The sequence below is a fragment of the Microcoleus sp. D3_18a_C4 genome (genome assembly GCF_036702415.1).
Lineage (GTDB): Bacteria > Cyanobacteriota > Cyanobacteriia > Cyanobacteriales > Microcoleaceae > Microcoleus.
Window position 1 is genome coordinate 13281 of the sequence record NZ_JAUBTI010000018.1, and the last position, 17651, is coordinate 30931.

General features: G+C 47.2%; 15 protein-coding genes. 7 read left to right on the plus strand and 8 right to left on the minus strand.

All coding sequences use genetic code 11. The annotated features are described in order from the left end of the window. The first annotated feature begins 79 nt into the window (after window positions 1-79). Window positions 80-640 carry a Uma2 family endonuclease gene (locus QUB16_RS11305; protein ID WP_333316019.1) on the plus strand — a complete coding sequence of 187 codons (561 nt, stop codon included), beginning with the start codon at window positions 80-82 and terminating at the stop codon, window positions 638-640. A gap of 48 nt (window positions 641-688) precedes the next feature. Here the strand turns inward: QUB16_RS11305 and QUB16_RS11310 are convergent, their stop codons facing one another. The 5 genes from QUB16_RS11310 to QUB16_RS11330 form a co-directional block, all read right to left on the minus strand. Continuing rightward, window positions 689-2863 (minus strand): caspase family protein, encoded by a 2175-nt coding sequence (locus tag QUB16_RS11310; RefSeq protein WP_333316020.1) that lies wholly within the window; start codon window positions 2861-2863, stop codon window positions 689-691. A gap of 207 nt (window positions 2864-3070) precedes the next feature. Then, window positions 3071-4252, minus strand: coding sequence for a sulfate adenylyltransferase (gene sat, locus QUB16_RS11315; RefSeq protein WP_333316021.1), 1182 nt, complete (start codon window positions 4250-4252; stop codon window positions 3071-3073). A gap of 510 nt (window positions 4253-4762) precedes the next feature. Beyond that, a complete protein-coding gene (locus tag QUB16_RS11320; RefSeq protein WP_333316022.1) occupies window positions 4763-5848 on the minus strand; it encodes a DUF6745 domain-containing protein in 1086 nt (361 codons plus the stop codon). 135 nt (window positions 5849-5983) lie between these two features. After that, on the minus strand, window positions 5984-6583 hold the full coding sequence (locus QUB16_RS11325) for a hypothetical protein (protein WP_333316023.1): 600 nt from the start codon (window positions 6581-6583) through the stop codon (window positions 5984-5986). Window positions 6584-6926: 343 nt separating this feature from the next. Next, a complete protein-coding gene (locus QUB16_RS11330; RefSeq protein ID WP_333316024.1) occupies window positions 6927-8399 on the minus strand; it encodes a site-2 protease family protein in 1473 nt (490 codons plus the stop codon). A gap of 33 nt (window positions 8400-8432) precedes the next feature. Between QUB16_RS11330 and QUB16_RS11335 the strand changes: the two genes are divergently transcribed. The 4 genes from QUB16_RS11335 to QUB16_RS11350 all read left to right on the plus strand — a co-directional run bounded on the left by QUB16_RS11335 (window position 8433) and on the right by QUB16_RS11350 (window position 13702). After that, the gene (locus QUB16_RS11335; RefSeq protein ID WP_333316025.1) at window positions 8433-9107 is read left to right on the plus strand and encodes an MBL fold metallo-hydrolase; all 675 of its coding nucleotides are present in this window, start codon (window positions 8433-8435) and stop codon (window positions 9105-9107) included. Window positions 9108-9260: 153 nt separating this feature from the next. Continuing rightward, window positions 9261-9821: a sugar O-acetyltransferase gene (locus QUB16_RS11340; protein ID WP_333316026.1), complete on the plus strand. Its 561-nt coding sequence runs from the start codon at window positions 9261-9263 to the stop codon at window positions 9819-9821. A gap of 189 nt (window positions 9822-10010) precedes the next feature. Next, window positions 10011-10475: a hypothetical protein gene (locus QUB16_RS11345; RefSeq protein WP_333316027.1), complete on the plus strand. Its 465-nt coding sequence runs from the start codon at window positions 10011-10013 to the stop codon at window positions 10473-10475. Between the two features lie 920 nt (window positions 10476-11395). Beyond that, a complete protein-coding gene (locus QUB16_RS11350; protein ID WP_333316028.1) occupies window positions 11396-13702 on the plus strand; it encodes a cache domain-containing protein in 2307 nt (768 codons plus the stop codon). A gap of 379 nt (window positions 13703-14081) precedes the next feature. Here the strand turns inward: QUB16_RS11350 and QUB16_RS11355 are convergent, their stop codons facing one another. Beyond that, entirely contained in the window at window positions 14082-14681 is a 600-nt protein-coding gene (locus tag QUB16_RS11355; protein ID WP_333316029.1) for a cytochrome b/b6 domain-containing protein, read from the minus strand. Between the two features lie 197 nt (window positions 14682-14878). Here QUB16_RS11355 and QUB16_RS11360 point away from each other — a divergent pair, with 197 nt between their 5' ends. Both QUB16_RS11360 and QUB16_RS11365 read left to right on the plus strand, forming a co-directional pair. After that, window positions 14879-15460, plus strand: a complete 582-nt coding sequence (locus tag QUB16_RS11360) for a manganese efflux pump MntP family protein (RefSeq protein WP_333316030.1) — start codon at window positions 14879-14881, stop codon at window positions 15458-15460. A 119-nt stretch (window positions 15461-15579) separates the two neighbouring features. After that, window positions 15580-16134, plus strand: coding sequence for a glutathione S-transferase family protein (locus QUB16_RS11365; RefSeq protein ID WP_333316031.1), 555 nt, complete (start codon window positions 15580-15582; stop codon window positions 16132-16134). Between the two features lie 185 nt (window positions 16135-16319). On the opposite strand, the gene QUB16_RS11370 is transcribed toward QUB16_RS11365, so the two are convergent. Both QUB16_RS11370 and tgt read right to left on the minus strand, forming a co-directional pair. Then, entirely contained in the window at window positions 16320-16457 is a 138-nt protein-coding gene (locus QUB16_RS11370) for a photosystem II reaction center protein K (protein ID WP_006634808.1), read from the minus strand. Between the two features lie 60 nt (window positions 16458-16517). Beyond that, window positions 16518-17648: a tRNA guanosine(34) transglycosylase Tgt gene (gene tgt, locus QUB16_RS11375; RefSeq protein WP_333316032.1), complete on the minus strand. Its 1131-nt coding sequence runs from the start codon at window positions 17646-17648 to the stop codon at window positions 16518-16520. Window positions 17649-17651 lie beyond the last annotated feature (3 nt).

Below are 17651 nucleotides of genomic sequence, written 5' to 3' on the forward strand. Positions count from 1 at the left end.
TAAAATCTAAAATCGATTGACTTTTTCCTTGGCAGATCGACTACAATTTAAAAAATAATAATTAGCAGCGCGGTGGGTTATGGCAGTGCAATTACTCAAAAGGTTGTTGACCGTAGAAGAATATCATTTAATGGGCAAAGCTGGTATTCTTTCCGAGGGCGATCGGGTAGAACTGATAGAAGGAGAACTTATCCAAATGGCAGCAATTGGAACTCGTCATGCTTCCTGTGTGAGACGATTCATCGGACTGTTCAGCGAAATTCCCAGTAACCGGGCTTTTCTGGATGTGCAAAACCCCATCCAGTTGAGCGAGCGAACCGAACCTCAACCTGATATAGTATTGCTGCAACCCCGGGCTGATTACTATTCAACAGCACATCCAGTACCGTCAGAAGTTTTGCTGTTGGTAGAAGTATCCGATAGCACGGTTGATTACGATCGAGATGTGAAAGTTCTGATTTACGCTCGATCGCTAATTCCAGAAGTCTGGCTAGTAGATATAGAGGCACAATGTTTAGAAGTTTACCGCCAGCCAACTCCGAATGGTTACAGTTTAATCCAAAAATTTTGGCGGGGTCAACAAGTTGCGTCGCTCGCCTTTCCTGATTTGGAAGTGAATATCGATTTCGTACTGGGATAGATTCAGATTATAGGTTATGGAAAACATTCCCAAGTCCCCATTTTTCACTTAAACTACCCGATAAACAAAACTCAGAGTTGCCCAAACATTCACATCCAAAGCCAAATCATCCGTCGATATCCCCACTTTCTGCACCCCCGGAATGCTAGCGGCGTGCAAATCTTCGAGTACCGCCCGCGCCACATTTAAAGGATTCAACAACACTCGAATTGGCAGGGCCTCCCTCGTTTGCTGCATTTCGGCTTCTATTGCAGCCAGAGTTCGATCGAAGGGAGTCTCACTAAATATAATAAAAGTTTCCGCAAGTCCGATCGGCCCCGATACCGCCCACCCCATCGCCCCAGCCGCCGGCACGGTCAAATTCTCCCCAGGAGCGATCGCCCGCGACATCCCCCCCACAGCATCTTTGCCCTCAGCGCCGAGCACTGACAGCCGTCCCGCGCTGTCCGAGCAAAACACCGCAAAGTAAACCGGGCGATCGCTGTCGTTATACAATCTGTAGCGAAGTCGGCTGCCCTCTGCCAAACTTAGTATATGAGCGCTTGCAGATTTCTCACTTTCCCCGCTCAGCGGTTCCAGCCGATAATCACCGCCGGCCCGCACCGGCTCTCGCTGCGCCACAGCCCGCGCTTGCGGTGCGAGAGTTGCCAGAACCGCCCGCACCTTCAGGCGCGAAGACCCCTCATTGACTGTCAGCCGCAGCAACTTCCCCGCCTGCAGCGCTTTCAACTGCGGAGTCAAGCGCTGCACCGCCACCTTAACTGCTTCTCCCCCGTCGCCCTGAGTATCGGGAATCAGCATTTGAGCCAAAGAAAACAAACCGTAACGGCTGGGATACGAAGCAGGCTCGTGAGGCGAGACTGTTTCGGCTAAAGTTGTTTCCGGGAGTCGGCCGAACCGACAGTCAGCCAATTGCTCGCTGCCTACCGCCGAAACTTGTGGCAAAGTCGCAAAGGCACTGGTAGCGTCCACGCGCTCGATGCGTTCCAAACCTGAGTCCAAAGCTACTGTCAAACCGATGTTTCGCGGCAATACCCGAACTTCTTCCCTCACCAGTTGGCCGACTGTTAATTGGCCGAAAGTTCGATCGAACCCGTCTAAAACTTGGGCTTTAGCAAAGAGGCCCGTGCGTCCCCGCAGCAAAAGCCTCGCGCCCTCCGAAGAATCCACTGCAAACACAGAACCCCCGGAGCACTCCAAAACCGAGGGCGACAACCCCCCCAGCCACAACTGCACAGTTTTGCCCCCCTCTTCCACCGCCGTCACAGCGCCGTCAGATGCAGGGGAATTGAAGATTAAATTTGAAAAATTTACCGCCGGCGCGGTTGTTAAATCGTGATTGAGAATTTGCGGTTGCTGCGATAACCCCGCCAGCTTGCTGTAAACATTGCCCGCCGCGCGGCTGAAACTGACGCTGAAGCTGCTAGCGGGAGTTGCCCACCACAAAGTTTGGGTGAGGGCGTAGGTAAACAAACCTGCGGTAAATCCGTTCCACTCTTGTTCGGCGGCGAGTGCGGAATTAGCGCCCGCAGCAAGTACGGCGGCCGCAGGACGGAGATTTGGGCGGGAGCGGAGGTCTTGGGCAAACGTTAATTCTGCGAGGCCCGGCTGCCCGATGGTGGGGCGGGGGCGGGAGCGAATGCGAAAGTTGCCGTTTTTGGGGAAACCCGGATAGGTGTAGCTGGTGTCGAGGATGGCGATCGCATTTTCTGTCGCGAGCGATCGCACCAACAGCAACAGCGTTTCCTCTAAAATATCGTTCACCGCCCGGTTTGCTAACAGCGGCAAAACATCATCCGCCGGCACCAAACTGTTTTGTATTTTTCCGGGAGACTCGCCCAAACTGACTCGACTACCGCAGCCGCTAAAGTGAAAAACTACCACGTCACCGGGTTTTGCTTGTTCGCCCAAGTGAGTTACAAAAGCCGTCTCGATATTTTCCCTGGTAGCTTGAGCGTCAGTCAAAGTCAAAATGTCCGACGGCACAAACCCAAACCGATATATCAGCAGTTCCCGCTGCATTTCCACATCCGTGACGCAGCCGTGCAGGGGCGAGTCTGGATATTTGTCAACGCCAACCAACAAAGCCAATTTCCTGGCTGTCGGCTGCGCTAAGGCTTGGAGGTAGCGCGAGCCCAACGGCAGCCACAAAGCCTCGCTGATGCCGATGGCGGCCAGCACCCGGCCAGCTTGCTGCAAAAATTCCCGCCGCTTGAGTCCCATTTTTAAATAGCTTTGAATTTTAAGCGTTGAATTTTAAGTTAAATTCCCCTCACTAATTTTAGGGGAATTAATTAGATTGTGACTGTTTAGGATTAAGGGAGTTTTTAAGTTTTAACTTTTGAGCTTTAAGTTTAAATTTTCCCATTTAAAACTCAAAACTCAAAATTCAAAACTATGCAGAATGTCGCCCCCACCAATGTTCAAGATTTAAATCTCGTAATTGAAAATATTCATGGCCTTGGCTAATTCTGCGGCGACTTCCGGCCGGGAAAACTGCGGTGGCGGCAATTTTCCAGCGCGCAGCATTTCCCGAACTTTGGTTCCCGACAAATGCACCCGTTGTTCGGGAGTGCTTGGGCTTGTTTTAGTTGTAGCCATTTGTTCCGTCAGCGTGCAATAGAAAGCGTGCTCGAATTTCATCGGCACAATTCCCAATTCTCCCGGCTCAAATTCGTCAAAAATATATTGGGCATCGTAAGTGCCGTAATAATCGCCAACTCCAGCGTGATCGCGCCCCACGATAAAGTGAGTGCAGCCGTAGTTTTTGCGGATTAAAGCATGAAAAATTGCTTCTCGCGGCCCGGCGTAGCGCATCGCCGCCGGATTAATTGCCAAAATTACGCGATCTTTTGGATAGTATTTTTCTAGCAGAATTTCGTAGCAGCGCATCCGCACATCAGCCGGGATGTCGTCTTCTTTTGTCGTCCCGACTAGCGGGTGCAGGAACAAGCCGTCTACTGTTTCTAAGGCGCATTTTTGGATGTATTCGTGGGCCCGGTGGATGGGGTTTCGGGTTTGGAAACCGACTATGGTTTTCCATCCTTTTTCTGTGAACAGCATTCTCGATTTCGCCGGGTCAATTTGGTATTGGGGAAAGCGGACATCTAGTTCGCGTTCCAGCAGCCAAATGTCGCCTGCGAGGTTAACAGGCCCTGATTTGTCTACTACCTGGACACCCGGGTGTTTGAGGTCGTCGGTGCGGTAGACGTTGAGGGCTTCTTCTTCTTTACTGTAGTGATATTTTTCTGCAAGTTCCAAGAGCCCGACAAATTTGCCCGCCGGCGAGTCGAGGCGCACTAAAGTTCCTGCTTTCAGGGGGGCGGCGACTTCTTCTGTTACCGAGAGGGTGATGGGAACCGACCAAGGGAGGCCGTTGGAGAGGCGCATTTGTTTAACGACCGATCGATAATCAGCTTCGTTCATGAACCCTTTGAGGGGACTCAGGGCGCCGATGGCGATCATTTGCAGGTCGGAGATCGATCGATCCGACAACTGGACTCGCGCCAGGGACTCTGCTTTGTCGAAAAATTCTTGTCTTTGGTCTAGTGTGGCAATGCGGTTGACCAGGATGCCGCCGTGAGGGGCAATGCGGTCTGAATGCTGGCTCATCAGAAAAATGGGTAGAAACCCCGTGCTTTTAGCACGGCTTTACATTAATTTAAATCCCCTCGCGGGGTGGAGGGGTATCGTTGCCCCTCCGATGAGGTATGGTTGCCTCAAACTCCCATTTCTGGGGTAAAGTTAGCTTCGCCAAGGTTTTCTGAGCTTGTTAGGCTAGCAGCACTACTTCTGTTACCTTAAAGTTGTTTAACTACTAGCGACAGAGCAGGGAACTAGCTTCGCATTCGCCTGGTGTCGTGACTCAAAAAACGTAGTCAGTTAAGACTTAGGCCCGTCAGGATGGCTTGTTAGATTTCTCTTTCAAGCCTCATGCCGTCAGGGCTGAGGTTCCTGACGTCGATTTGAAGTTGTGGGTTTTAGCTGCCAGAGTACATAGTATCAAGCGGTGGCTGCAATTCTACATTTTTTAATTGTTCTGGACTTATGCAGAACGCTACTTTGGGGGCGCTGTCATTCTTGAACTGTCAACTGGCGCGCTCAAAACTCTAAACTTTCCCCTCAAGTCTGGACTTGAAATTCTTCGGGATCTATTCCCCAATTTACCCAGCTAATCGCTTCTTTAGCCGATCGCACTTTTGGCGGCACTCGCAAAGCATGAAGGTGTCCCGTACTCGGACAAGTCATCTTTAACAAATAAATTGGCTCTATGTCAATATTATTCTCAATTTTCAACAAAGTATATTCTTGGTAGGGGTAGCCCCCCGTGGCTACCCACTTATCCAATTCAGTTGCTTGCAATTCATGACAAATTCTCCGATAGCCGATCGCCTGAATCAAAACTCGCCGCACTTCGGCATTATGTTCTGTTAACAGCCATGAAGCTTGCCAAGACTGCGGCGGAACTTGACCGATTATTTCCGGCAGTCGGATGCCACGATAAGAGTATACACTGAACTTGTCAGCAAATTCAACCACTGGTTGACCTTCTGCGTGGAGCAAATATTCGCTATCAAAATGAAGTTGGATCGGGCGATCGCACACAAAGCACATTTTCTCAAACGGGTAAATCCAGCCGCAGTTTTCCACTAAAGATTTAAAGGCTGAGTATAAAGGGCGATCGTACTCCAAATTTAACACGCCAATACAAAAATCCACCCAACTTCCGTGACAGGCTGACAGTTCGGAAACTATGCTGTTATTATGATAAGCCCGATCGATCGGGAATTTCTGAAATCTCCCGCCCAACTTCCTTGCTAATTTGACGTAAACTTCGTCTTTAACATGAAGGTGCAGTTGATTCATCAGTTGAGCGTACAGCGGATTATATAGTTGGCTGTAAATCTTATTTTCTAATTCCCTGCCGAGTTGAATTCTTAATATATCGTACAATTCATTATGAATTTTGTTTCTGATTTCGCTGGCCATTCCCAGACCCGAATCGCGTATCCTTAGCGGTTCAACTGCTTGCAAAGCTATGTAAGGGCTGTCACAGAAAATAATTTCCGGTTCACGACAGCCGATGATGTTGTAGGCGGTGTTGATGGCCGCTGTCGCTTGCGGGCGATCGATCGGTATTATCGAAAGTCCAATTTGTCGCCACTTCTGGCGATAAATCGGAATTAGCGCTGTTTGTTCTGGAGTCATTGCGATTATTGGTACAGATATATTATTTGATTTACGCTCAATTTTTTTCGCTCTCGCCTCTGGTAAAAAAATATCAGTAAGTTTGTAATAACAACGTAATTTTCCCTACCAACCTATTTTATGAGAGGCGTCAAATTATTCGTATAAATTAACGATTGTTTGCAAAACACCTAAAATCATAGGAACATTATCGAGACAATAAACATCAACATCAATAATTAAATTATTTCCTTCTAATTTAAGAAACCGCCAGACAACGCCAGTAGTTACGCAGCCATATACTGCAGGTATGGAATTGTGTTCGCGTTCGTTAAATAGCTGAGCCGCTACCATTTGTGCTGCACACTGGGGCAGACAAGATTCTATTTCTCCGCTTTTCGTTTCTCTCAATGCAAAAATCGGCACTTTAATTTCAAAATCCAACGGCACGGAAGACAATAGAAAGTCGCATTCCCCATTCAATCCCAGCTCAGCATCTACATCAAATGACCAACCCGAAAAAAGAGAAAATTGTCTGTTGTTCCTTTCTCTCAAATCTAACATGATTGGTGAAATAATCCGTTCGGAACGTTCTTTGGCAGTTGTAACAGCAGTATTAGAACTAATTTCGATGGTTCTCCAAAGCCATTCGGAGGGTTCTACAGGAACAACCTTGGCACTCAAAATAGGACTGAGTGATAGATCCAATCCAAACAGCTCATTTAATTGTTGGAAAGTAAAGGATTTGTAAGGCATATTTCTCTAATACCTAGGTGAAAATAAAGATTACTTCGAGATAGAAAGCGAGTAGAGAAATCCTAAATAGGATTGTAGAAAAACTTCCACCAAAGAAACCTGGGTTCTGCGAAAAATCTTGGTTTGGTAGCGAAGTCTCTAGGAAGAAACCCGGTTTCTCACCGCGTAAGTCCTAATATAGCAACCCTTGCAGAATTGGTAAACCTCTCTTTTCTTCCTTATTCCCTCTTCTTTCTTTCGCCCGATCGCTCAATCCTTCTACCGTCTTTTTTCTGCCCTCTTTCTTGTTTCTTCTTTCTTCTATCCGTTACATCCCGTACATTGCTCGTTGCCGAACTTCCCTCTAAACATTTAACCACTCAAGGAGTACCCTGGGCGCCGGCAACAAAATCATTAACAAAAGCCCGATCGCCACCAACCCCAAAAAATCCCGCCGATTATCCAATTCACTGACATCATTCAACGCCGGTTCGTCGTTTAGCGGCGTGAAAAACAAAATAATCGCCCACAGCAGCAAACCCTGTTCCAAAAAAGAAAGCAGCAGCATACAAAGTCTAGCAACTTGCCCGATCGCCATACTCGCTCGCTGACCGAACATCGCGTGTACAATGTGCCCGCCGTCGAGTTGTCCCACCGGCATCAAATTAAACGCCGTCACGATCAAACCCAAATAACCCGCCACCGCTACCGGATGCAAATCGATCGCAGTTTCCGCATTGAAAGCACCACCCAAGGTTAACTTGCTCAAGAGACTCATCAGCAGCGAAAAATTGGGTTTGAAAGAGTCAAAATTTAACATTCCCGACTTGTCTGACAGCGGTACAATTGTCGAATGATCCAAACCCCAAATTAATAATGGCACTGCCGCAACTAAACCCGCCAGGGGCCCGGCAATACTAACATCAAATAAAGCTCGGCGGTTGGGAATTGGACTCCGTATTTGAATGAAGGCGCCAAAAGTTCCCAAGAAAAAAGGAATCGGAATAAAATAAGGCAAAGTCGTGCGAATTTGGTAAAATCGGGCAGCTAAATAGTGGCCGGATTCGTGAATTCCCAAAAAAGTAATTAGAGCCAGCGAGTAAGGCAAACCCTGCAGCAACATTGATGGGTTGGACTGCAAAGCTTGTTCAGTAACTCCGGCAAGTCGCGCCCCGACAAGCGTAGTCGTAAACACCGTGATCAGCAGCAAAGCTAAGGCGAAAAATGGCCGGGTTACAGATTCGGTTGTGACAGGAGTTTCCCCTGATTGGTGGCTGGGATTGGGAACTATAGCAAAAAAAGGTTGACCGCTCAAGCTGTTTTGAAATACTACTAAAAAGCGATCGCCAAAAAGCCTCTCCACATTCTCCCGAATCGCCTGATAAGCCGCCTCCGGGTTCGTCCGCAACTGTCCGCGACAAATTACAGCCTGCGGCCGAAATTCCAAATCTCGCAAAAAGTAAATTGACCAAGGAAAACAATCGCGCAAACTCGCTTCTTCTTCTTGATTGATCGGGCGCACGGGCGGTTTTGGCTTTACAGGTTCAGTCTCCGAGTCTGGTAACTGCTGTGCAGTTTCGGCGGTAATTTTCTTGCGCCCCAACTGTACCAAAAACCAATACAAAAAAGGGCAAACCAGAAAAGGTATAATTACCAACTCCGGCGGTACAGTTTTGCTCGTGCCGTAAACTAAAATCCAACCACTCCAAATCAGCGCGGGCGCCATCATTACCAGCCACAGCAGCCATATCGGAGTCCTGGTGATGCGGCTGGTGCCGTTCTGCAACAAGAAGTACGATATCAGCCCCAATACGAACAACCATAGTAAAAAGAACATAATATTTATCCCATTCCCTTCTGAAATACTTCCTTGAAACAACAGAGTTCAGTCTCCAAACAACCCAGGCCCGTGCTCGACAATATCCTGGCTTTCCCCCCTAACCGGGATACCCTGGGTGCAACAGCCTATTTCATTGTAGAAAACCAAACTAACATCCTGGTGGATTGTCCCGCTTGGGATGAGATTAACCAAACATTTTTGCGGGAACACGGCGGCGTGCGACTGCTGTTTCTCACCCACCGTGGCGCTATCGCCAAGGCGCGGGAGATTCAGGAAGCCACGGGGTGCGAGATCCTGATTCAAGAGCAGGAAGCTTATTTACTGCCGGGTGTGAAGGTGACGGTTTTTGAGCGAGAATTTGTTGTGAGCGATCGAATGAAAGCATTTTGGACTCCCGGCCATTCTCCTGGTTCCTCTTGCCTTTATCATAGTGGCAGCGGTGGAGTGCTGTTTTCGGGTAGGCACTTGCTCCCCAACCGAGAAGCCGCCCCAGTACCGCTGTGGACGGCAAAAACTTTTCACTGGCCCCGGCAAATTAACAGCGTGAAGTCAATTATCGATCGATTTTCGCCGGAAACTTTACAGTATATTTGTCCCGGTGCAAATACTGGTTTTTTGCGGGGAAAAGGATCGATCGATCGAGCTTTTGAGAAATTAGCCAATCTTGATTTAGCTGTTTGTTTGCAGTCAAAACCTGAACCCTAAATGTATGCTACAACATCAAAAAACGATCTGACGCGCTAATTATAGCGGTAAGGTGCGCCCTTACGCACCCTACATTATTCTTCAGTCTCTTAGAAAGGAAGTTCGTTGGTGAAGTAGCGGTTGAAACCGCCGATTCTTACCGTGGAAAAAACTGTGGAAAAAACCGAAAAACAAAAAATGCTCGCCGGCGAATTGTATTTAGCTGCCGATGAGCAATTAATTTTAGATCGCCAGCGAGCCCGCCGCATCGCCAGAACCTACAATTCAACCCGCGAAGACGAACCAGACAAACGGTTAGAAATTCTCGCAGAATGGTTCGGTGCAGTTGGCCCAAAAGTTGAAATCGAGCCACCTTTCTACTGCGACTACGGCAGTAATATTTATGCGGGAAACGGATTGTACATGAATTTTGGCTGCGTGATTCTCGACTGCAATCGAGTTAACATTGGCGAGAATTTGCTGTGCGGCCCCAACGTACAAATTTACACCGCTTTTCACCCCACAGACCCGGAAATGAGGCTTTCTGGCCAAGAACTCGCCGCTGAAATTAATATTGGCAATAATGTTTGGATTGGCGGTGGCAGTATTATTTGTCCAGGAGTCACTATTGGGGACAATAGCACGATCGGCGCAGGCAGTGTTGTTGTCAAAGATATTCCCGCAAACGTCGTGGCGGCGGGGAATCCTTGCCGAATCATCCGGCATCTACCTTGATGTGGTACGATCGACACAATCGTGCGATCGGCTCCTTGGAGCTTAACCAAAAAATTTTAGGTATTAGAACAGCCGGTTTGAGATTTTTCACGTAAAATCCCCGAAAAAAACCGTGGAATAAATCTAAAATCTAAAATCTAAAATCCCTTAATTTCTCGTTCCCGGTTTCCACACTACCAAGCTTTTCTTATGACGACTGCAACAGTTTATCCCAACGCTCCCGACCTCTGCACCGACGACTACATAGCAGTCGGTGTAGCTACCTGCTTCATCAAAGAAGAAGGCGAAGTTTTTGAAGTGCAAGTAATCGAAGCTATTCCCTCAGCAGCTTTAGAAGCAATTGTGAAGGGAATACCCACATCTTATTTAATGGTTTGCGGGACGACTTTGGGAGCAGTGCTCGACGGCGAAACACCCAAAATGTTGCCAGAATTCCCGACATCAGCTCAGTTTAGCGAAGAATTTGGCTTTCGGGCGATCGCCGCTGCCCGCACTTACAAAATCCGCCCCCAAGCTCAACTTCACATTCCCTTGGGAACAGTTCGCAACGACTTTACTTATTCCTTAGAACGCAAAAGGGTGCTCAACTCCGAGCGCATCATTCGCACAGAAGACAATGTGAAACAGCACGAACACACTCACAAGGTTCTTTAAACAAATCCCGCAACTGGGGCAATTTAGCAGTGCCTCAGCCAGCGGCTGCACCGAAAATTATTTTGAGTGTTGAGATGTAAATTAAAGATTTAATAAGTTTTTCGTTCATTAATGAAGGAAAAACTTTTAATATTTCGTTATTAAGCAATACTGCATACTGTTTGGGATTACCAACCGTAAAATAAGAGTTTCACGGCGATTGCGTACTCGAAATACCAACCGAAAATCAAGGGTTTCAGACTAGGAACTAAAAACAGTCTGGACTATTGATTAAGACACACACCCAACATCTCAACCTAAAAAGTCTAAGCTGTTGTGCATTTAAATTGTATATTTCGAGTCCCGATAAAAAATCGTCAAATCCCCTCCCCCGATCCCCATCGAACCCTCTCCCTCTCTAATACCATAGGCAATCTAGATGCAACACAGCTTACTGCTCACATCACCTAAATAACATAAATTATTAACGACTGTAAAAAATAATTAAATAGTTGATGAAATTTTTTAATTTGTCAAAAATGTGGTATAATATTATTCCTGTTTAACAAAGTGATATCAAATCGGGTAGCATCGGAATTAATATTACCCACCCCCTGGACACGGCAGTGCCGTGTCCCTACAATTAATCTGGGTATGGAAACGGCAGTGCCGTGTCCTTTATATCATTCCCGTGCAACCGGAAACGATAGGAGCCGCTCGGCGGGAAAAAATAAAAAAATCCCCGCAATTATTGAATGCTAGTAGTTTAAGACTACTGGCAGGCGCGCGAGTAGATCGTAGGTGAGCTAAGGATTTCAATCTCACAAATTGGTCAAATCATGCGAAGCTTTGCGAGAGTAAAGTGGTGGAAATTAACTAGACTATTGCCAGCGGGATTAAAGGGCGAATACCATCTTGGGTACCAAACTGCGCTCTTAATTTTGGGCGTAACAATTCTGGCAGCTAGCATCACTGGTTGTATCAGCTATCAAAGCGTTCGCCGCTTGATTATCACCAAAAGCGAGCGAAATGCTTTGTTAGAAGTTAGGGAGCGGGCCAATAAGATCGATCGCTGGCTCGGCACTAGAAAGGCTGAGATCGAAATCCTCGCCCACACTCCTCCGGTTCGTTCGATGAATTGGTCAGTGGCAGAGCCTTATTTAAAATCGGAAGTAAATCGACTGCAAGAATTCCAGCACTTGGCATTAATTGATCCCGACGGTTCTTATTTCACCACCAAAGTGGGCAGATCCTTGATTAATGTTAGCGACCGCCAACACTTCAAAAAGGCAATGGCTGGGGAAGTCTATGTTTCAGATCCTACCATTTCTCGCACGCTCAAAAAACCAAGAAGGATTGTTCCCATTTCGGCTCCAGTGTGGTCAAGTTCGGTAAATTCTCTTGATAAAACAACCGAAAAGCCGATCGGAGTAATGAACGGCGTCATTAGCATGGATCGAATTGCCGAAGTAGTAGGAAAGCTGGAATATGGGGCAGGAACTTACGCTTTTGTTCTCAATTCTCAAGGAGTGCCAATTGTCCATCCCGACGCTCGATTAATCGGAAATATCGACAAGCCGGCTCCGAGTCTTTTAGAGTCCGCAGATACTAATTTGGCGAATGTAGCCCGGCAGATGGTTTATCAAAAAACGGGCATTGTGCTGACTCAAATCCACGACGCCAGAGTTTATGTTGCCTATCTTCCTTTAGAACAAGCTGAATGGTCGATCGCCGTCGTAATTCCCCGCGACAATCTCGAAAAAGAACTCCTTCCTTTCAAGATACTAGCAGTAGCCGCCGGCGTACTTGCCGCCGCAGCTATTTTCGCAACAATGGTGGCGCTCAAGCTGTTTGTCCTAAATGGCATTCGCAGTCGCACAGAAGCCCTTCTCCACCGCTTGACCGGCCGCATTCGCGCTTGCTTGGGCCTCGATCGCATCCTCCAAACTACAGTAGACGAACTCGGTACTTTACTGAAGCTCGATCGAGCAATTTTCGCATGGTACGACCCCCGACAAGATACTTTAGAATTTGGCTGGGAATATTGCCGGGAAGGTTTGCCGGGGCGCTTGGGAATCTTTGGTGTTCCAGGAGGGCCCTCTGGAGATTTAGCTGCACGGCTTCACCGCTGCGAAACGATAGTGCTACATAAAACCGCCGCCCCTGATGCCACAGCGTCTGAGGAACACGCCCATATCGAACTCACAAATCGTCACTACGCAGCAGTACCCGTACTAACTCAGAATCATCGGCTTGGATATCTGTTTGCCTGTGCAAAGCGCCGGTTTGCGACTCCCGACGAGGTGGAAGTTTTGGAAGCAATTGCAGACTCGCTGGCGATCGCAATTTCCCAATCCCAACTCCACGGGCAAATTCAAGAAGAAATCCAACTTTTGGAAGAAGTATTAGCCAAACTCAGAATCACCGAAGAGCTTTTAGTACAAAGCGAAAAAAATACAATTGTGGGTCAACTAGCCGCCGAAGTTGCCCAGGAAATTAATAACCCCATTAACTTTATTTACGGTCGCCTGATTCACCTCAATGATTATATCAAAGATTTGCTTAGTATAATTCGCCTCTATCGAGAACAATATCCCGAACCTGTGCCACGAATTGCCAAAAAAATAGAGCGTTGCGACCTAGATTTTATCAGCAAAGAGTTGCCACAAATCCTCAATTTTTTGAAAATAGGAGCCGATGGCATTCGCCAGATAGTCCTGGCTTTGAGGAAATTTTCACTTCCTGACGAAGCCAACAAAGAACACGCCAACGTTAATGAGAGCATCGACAATCTTTTGCTGTTGCTGGCTCACAGACTGGAGCAAAAAATATTAGTAGTCAAGGAGTACAACAACCTGCCACCAATTTTGTGTTATCCCGGTCAACTGAGCCAGGTATTCGCGAGTCTGATAATCCATGCTATTGATGCAGTTAAAAATATTGAAAATTCCGCTCAAATTATTACCATCAAAACCGATATTGTCGATGATTATACAGGCAGGTTTATTGTTGTATCGATATCCCACAATGGCTCAAAAATTCCGCCGGAAATTCAACACAGAATATTTGAGGAGTGTGGCCCTACTAAATCCTTTAAAAATTTTACAGGATTGGCTCTGTCGGTGTGCTATAAAATTATTGTAGAATTGCACAGTGGCAGCCTGACAGTTGAATCTCCGGTTCAACCTCAAATTAAATCTCAAACTGGGGGCGGTGCTGAATTTAGGGTAAAATTGCCGATCGTTTGATATCGCATTTGGCCGCCAGAGAAACCCGTCGCAAATCTGGCTAGCAAGCTGCGCGAAAAGCTTAATTTGGCTTCGTAGTCAAGACTTTAGTCCTCATAAAACGGAGGGCTGAAGTCCTCACTACAAACCTAACGATCATTTTTTAACCCAAATTGCTATAGCAATCCTTGCAGGAGTCATAAATTTTTTACCCCACCCCAACCCTCCCCTTGCCAAGGGGAGGGAGTAAGAAATTCGCAAATGATTTAGGATTGCTATATGATAGGATTAGGGAAATAATAAAGGTGCAACCACAGCAAACAACCAGCCTCCCATTACCAAGACTTCCGCAACAATTAATAAATTATTTCTGTTCATTTTCAAATTAAGCATTTTCACATTAAGAGCGATCGACCAAAGAGCGAATTTTCTTCCACCAAGCAGCCGGCGAATCCTCCGGGCGATACGCGGCATCAAACATCGACAAAATTAGCGGCAAACCCCCCACCTTCGCACTCATCAACAAGTGCATTGCCAGACAAAATACCAATACCACCCAACCAGAAGCGTGTAAGTAATACCAAACCTGCGTCAATTCCCCAGCCGGCAGCCATTCTTCCTTAACCATACTGCCAGAAGCGATCGCCCAAGTCAGTGCCAGCAACATCAACGTATTCACAATCCGGTGCAAACTGTACCACCAAATCGGTTTTCCCAACTGCGTTAGTTTCCCAAAAGAATCCGGCTGCACCAAGCGTTTTTGACCTGCGTGGAAACTGTACAATGCAAAAGCCGGCATTATTCCTAACAGCAACATCTTGCCAAAAGTGCCGTGAATCCCGATAATATCTTCAATCTGAGGCACGGGGACTTTGCCCAACCGCCCATCGTAGGTGTTGTAAACCAGAAATGCGCTCAAAATTGCTAAAAGGGCGATCGCAGCGTTAGCCCCGTGCAGTAACCTGAGCAGCAGTGGCTGGTACAATCTAGATGGTGGCATCGTTAATTCTGCTAGTTGATAAATAATCTTTTACATAATACAGCTAAGCGCCAATTTTTTCAAGCCTCGCCAATTGTGAAATAAATCTGAAAGAAAAATGAAAACATTATGATAAAAACGCAATTTTATCAAAATTAAGTGTAAACTAAAACAGTCAAGAGGAACACTTTATTTATAACACCTAACACTTTACAAAAATGGATGCAGCCACTACCATCTTACTTTCCTTGGGACTAGCAGCAGATGCTTTTGCTGTCGCTGTTTCAAGCGGCTTAGCAATCAAACACATGAAGGTCAATAAAGCTTTAAAAATTGCCTTATTTTTCGGAGGTTTTCAAGCTTTAATGCCCGTAATAGGATGGTTAATCGGTCTTAGTTTTAGTTTTTTGATAACACCGATCGACCATTGGATAGCTTTTGGGCTGTTGAGTTTCATTGGCGGGAGAATGATTTATGAATCGCTGCAAAGCGAAGAATGCGAGAAAAAGTTCAATCCCTTAGATACGGGGACTTTGATAACGCTGTCGGTGGCGACGAGTATCGATGCTCTTGCAGTTGGGCTCGGATTTGCTGTCCTGAAAGATTCTATTGCTCTTGCGGTGACTGCGATCGGATTTATTACTTTCTTTTTAACCTTTGCCGGCGTTTTTATCGGGCACAAGTTCGGCAACTTGTTTGCCAATAAAATTGAGATATTGGGCGGAGCAATTTTGATTTTCATTGGCAGCAGAATCTTGTTTCTGCACTTGACAGAACTGCCATTAGTTATGGGCAATTAGTCATTAGTCAGTAGTCATTAGTCGAACAGTGACATCAAAGTATCGGGTGGCTGCAATTTCCAATTACCCATTCCCAAAAAATGCTATAACAGCAATATTGCGTTAAAGGATAAAATTTCGTGCTGAAACTTTACGGCCCAGGTCGCAGCAGGGCCTCAATTGTCCAGTGGTATCTAGAAGAAATAGCGGTTCCCTACGAATTCGTCACCCTGGATATGCAAGCAGGGGCACACCTGCAGCCAGAGTATCTCGAAATTAACCCGATCGGCAAAGTACCCGCGATCGCCGACGGAGATTTTAAACTTTGGGAATCCGGCGCAATTCTGCTGTATTTAGCTCAAAAATATGGTAAAATGCCAGACACTTTGGAGCAGCAAGCTCAAATCGTGCAGTGGGTAACGTTTGCTAACGCCACCCTGGGGCCGGGAATATTTACAGAAGCAACTCGCGATCGCGAAACTCCCAAGTTGTTAAAACCGTTAAATGAAATCTTCGAGAAACAGCCGTTTTTAATGGGTGATGAATTCGGCGTCGCTGACGCAGCAGTCGGGTCAATGTTGGCCTACATTCCGATGATGCTAAAACTAGACCTCAGTGCTTATCCGGCCGTTGTAGATTACATCAAGCGGATCTCGGAAAGGCCGGCTTTCAAAAGTGCGATCGGCGGTAGCTGAAGGAAGGCACTACACGGATTTTGACACGGATACACGGATGAATTATTGAGGGTGACTCAGGAGTCAGGAGTCAGACAGCAGGAGTCAGGAGTCAGGAGTCAGGAGTCAGAGGGCAGAGTCATAAAACTTAACATCTAAAAGCAGGGGCAATTCTGGAATTGCCCCTGCTTTTATTAAAATCAAACTTATCTGAATCCTACAGCCGCCTGCCAAACAAAAGCCAGCAGCAAGAAAAATACGGGAATGACCGGCAAAACATTAACCAAAGGCTCAAAAATCGAATAAGCTTCGGGCAGTTTTGCTAAGAGTAATGCAGCTTCCATGAATCAACCTACCTATCCAACACAATTTTCATAATTGTCGCATATCTTCACCCAAGGCAATCACGATCGATCGACTGTCGGTGCAAGCCAGTGGGCAAACTCTTCAGTAAATCGATCGGCAAAAATCGCCTCCCGCATCCTCCCAGTAAAGCGAATCAACTCCGTCACATTGTGAATAGCCAGCAAAGTATAGCCCAGCACTTCGTTAGCGCGCGCCAAATGGGCCAAATAAGCCCGACTGAATTTTTGGCAGGTATAACAAGGACAAGACTCATCCAGCGGAGCAAAATCCTCCCGGAACCGAGCATTTTTCAAACTCCAGCGTTCCCCACCAACAAAAGCCGTCCCGTGGCGGGCCAGCCGAGTCGGAATCACGCAGTCAAACATATCTACCCCACTCGCCACAGCCAGCGCCATTTCCCGATAAGTCCCAATCCCCATCAAATAACGCGGTTTATTGGCCGGCAACAGGGGCGCAGTCACCTTCACAATCTCTGCGATCAAATCCCCCGATTCCCCCACACTAACGCCGCCGATGGCGTAGCCTGGTAAATCCAAATCTACCAACTGGTTCGCCGCGCGCGATCGCAAATCGGGGAAAACGCCCCCCTGCACGATTCCAAACAAAGCTTGATCCGGGCGCGAGTGAGCTTGAATGCAGCGTTGCAGCCAGCGGTAAGTACGATTTGTGGCAGCCTCCACCTCCTCCCGCGTAGCGGGGTAAGGGGGACACTCGTCAAAGGCCATAATCACATCAGCGCCCAACTCATTCTGAATTTCGATCGATCGTTCCGGCGTCAAATTAATCATTCGGCCATCGCGGGGAGAGCGAAAAGTCACCCCATTCTCAGAAATAGTCCGCATTTGGCTCAAGCTAAACACCTGAAAGCCGCCCGAATCCGTCAGCATCGGGCCTGGCCAAGCCATAAATTTATGCAATCCGCCCGCGCCTGCGACAATTGCTTCCCCCGGCTGCAAGTGCAAGTGATAAGTATTTGCCAAAACCATTTGAGAACCCGCCGCCTCAAGATGTGCAGGTGTCAAAGTTTTGACATTAGCTAGCGTCCCCACTGGCATAAATTTAGGCGTTTCCACAACACCGTGGGGAGTGGCAAAAACCCCTGCACGCGCTTGGGTATGGCTGCAATTAGCCTGACATTTAAAAGAAAATTTCGCCTTGTCCTCAGTCATTAG